Below are 2,407 nucleotides of genomic sequence, written 5' to 3'. Positions count from 1 at the left end.
CCGGGGAATTTTGGATACGCTGTAAGGCACGGGTACCATTGGTGGTACTGATAAATAGTCGCCTTCCCTCTACTCGCTCAGGTGTGCAAATCAAGGGTGAGTTACCCATATCACAGCCCTCTACCATTTTACCACCCCTTTCCCCAGCTCTTAGCCGTTTGTCAGTGGGCCATTTTTCGCTGATTGCCATTAACTGGTCAATATCACTGAACACTTGAACGGCTTCAGCACCAGCATTTAAAGCTGTAGCCATGGTAGTCGTGGCTCGCAGGACATCAATTGCGATCGCACAGTCTGGTAAGGTGTCTGTGGGAGTTTCTTCCGGGGTGTGGTAGATAGATAGCTTCACGGCTTGGATGTAGTTGTTTTCTGGACTGCTGAGATTTTCGTTGACATAACCAGCCTCATTAATCTTGGAGATTAAACCAGTCAGCCTAATGGCATCCCAATTTATCGGGCACGACAGCCACAGTTGATAGTACAATAGTTAATCTGTTAAATCAAGGCTTGTAGCAGTCACCATACCAGAGTCTTTAAATTTAACAACAACGATGCATGGTACCTCTGGCACCTCCAATCTCAAGGCGACCCGCACGAGCCCAGTGATTTCTCACAGAAAGCTACGATTAACATAGTTATCATGAAATTACAATTTAGCTGAGGTTTATTATGTCAGAAACAATGGCACTCACTCCAGAAAATGTTGAAACAGTCCTGGATGAGATGCGTCCTTACCTGATCGCTGATGGTGGTAATGTGGAGCTAGTTGAGTTAGATGGTCCGACTGTTAAATTAAGACTCCAGGGAGCCTGCGGGTCTTGCCCTAGCTCTACCATGACCCTGAGAATGGGGATTGAGCGCCGCTTAAAGGAATTTATCCCTGAAATCATTGAAGTGGAGCAAGTATTTTAAGCTGAATACTCAGTTAATGAGTGCGGAGTGCTGAGTGTTCAGCCGATTATAGTTGCTCTGATATCGATGGCAAACAGTAGGGGCACGATCGCGTAGCGTGGCCGTAGGCCAATCAGATCGTGTTCCTACAAAATATCTGTCTTTCAAACCATTGTTAATGGCTATAACATTTACATTTTATTTATTAATATAATCCCTAAAGGAAAGGCTTAAAGGGAAAATAAAAGAGGCAAGATATAATAAAATATATAGGTATTTTGGGTAATTTTAAAGAACTTTAACTAGTTGTGACAATTCATTGTAAAGTCCTATAAAATGTCTTAATAATTAAGATTTCATAAAATAATCAAAAAAATAATGGTTTAATTAATCAACCAATAATTCATACCAGAGAAGAGAGTGAAAGCCTTTTACCAGTACTAAGCAATTCTGTAAAGGTTGGAGCCGATAATGGAGGACTGAAGCAATAACCCTGAATTTCATCACACTTATGACCACACAGGAAAGCCAGTTGGCTAGCTGTCTCCACCCCTTCCGCCACCACCTTCAAGTTTAGACTGTGAGCCATTTGCAAAATCGCAGTAGTAATGGCTTCGTTTTTTACATCTTCTGTAAGTTGGCAAACGAAAGAACGGTCAATTTTTAACACATCAAAGGGAAATAGTCTCAGATAGCTCAGAGAAGAGTAACCGGTTCCAAAATCATCAATCGAGATCTGAATACCAAAGGACTTTAACTCTTTTAAGGTAGCGATCGCATGGTCTGGATTGTCCATGAGGGTACTTTCGGTTAATTCCAATTGTAAATATCTCGCGTCAAGTTCGGTTTCTTCAAGAATTGCTACGATGGAGTCACTGAGATTGGGTTGATTAAACTGATGTCCCGATAAATTTACAGCGATTTGTACTTGAGACAAGCCTTGAGTTTGCCAGAGTTTGGCTTGGGTACAGGCTTTGCGCAGTACCCACTCTCCTAGAGGCACAATTAAACCAGTTTTCTCGGCTAGGGGAATGAATTTAGTTGGAGATATTGCTCCCAATTCTGGATGATGCCAACGGATTAAGGCTTCTGCTCCCTCGATTTCTCCAGTTCTCAGATTTACTTTGGGCTGATAGTAAACTTGAAGTTCATCCTTTTGCAATGCTTGGCGCAATTGTAATTCTAGCCATAGGGCTTGTTGGGATTTGTCACCAATCGAGGCAATATAAAATTCGTAAGCCTTCTGTCCTTTTTGTCCAGCATTTTCTCTGGCTCGGTTGGCATGGGTGATCAGGGTATTTAGATCAAGGGCATCCCTACCAAAGCAGGCAATGCCGATTTTAGGGGTCAGGACAATTTCATATTCTCCTATATTAAAGGGTAAGGATAAAGCATCGATCAGTTTTTCCGCCATCAGCCCTATCTCTGTCTGCTTAATTGTAGTAGCTAGCAAGATCACAAATTGATCTATCCCTAAGTTAGCCACTGTATCCAAAGGTATCGTAAAGAGAACGAG

Annotated in this window: 3 protein-coding genes; 1 reads left to right on the top strand and 2 read right to left on the bottom strand. The window is 42.2% G+C overall.

Translation table 11 applies throughout. The features are described from left to right. A partial coding sequence (locus tag F6K52_RS35345) for a 2-phosphosulfolactate phosphatase (protein ID WP_293089723.1) occupies nt 1-349 on the bottom strand: 349 nt, incomplete at its 3' end. Between the two features lie 332 nt (nt 350-681). Between F6K52_RS35345 and F6K52_RS35340 the strand changes: the two genes are divergently transcribed. Further along, nucleotides 682-912 carry a NifU family protein gene (locus F6K52_RS35340; protein WP_364421340.1) on the top strand — a complete coding sequence of 77 codons (231 nt, stop codon included), beginning with the start codon at nt 682-684 and terminating at the stop codon, nt 910-912. A 382-nt stretch (nt 913-1,294) separates the two neighbouring features. Here the strand turns inward: F6K52_RS35340 and F6K52_RS35335 are convergent. Then, nucleotides 1,295-2,407: GGDEF domain-containing phosphodiesterase (locus tag F6K52_RS35335; protein ID WP_293089718.1), on the bottom strand; the 1,113-nt coding region annotated here is incomplete at its 5' end.

Source organism: Moorena sp. SIO3H5 (genome assembly GCF_010692395.1).
Taxonomy (GTDB): Bacteria; Cyanobacteriota; Cyanobacteriia; order Cyanobacteriales; family Coleofasciculaceae; genus Moorena.
This window is presented reverse-complemented; position numbering and strand designations above follow the sequence as displayed.

Coding starts and splice junctions, on each gene's coding strand:
- F6K52_RS35340 (WP_364421340.1), top strand. CDS start 682: ATGGCACTCACTCCAGAAAATGTTGAAACAGTCCTGGATGAGATGCGT.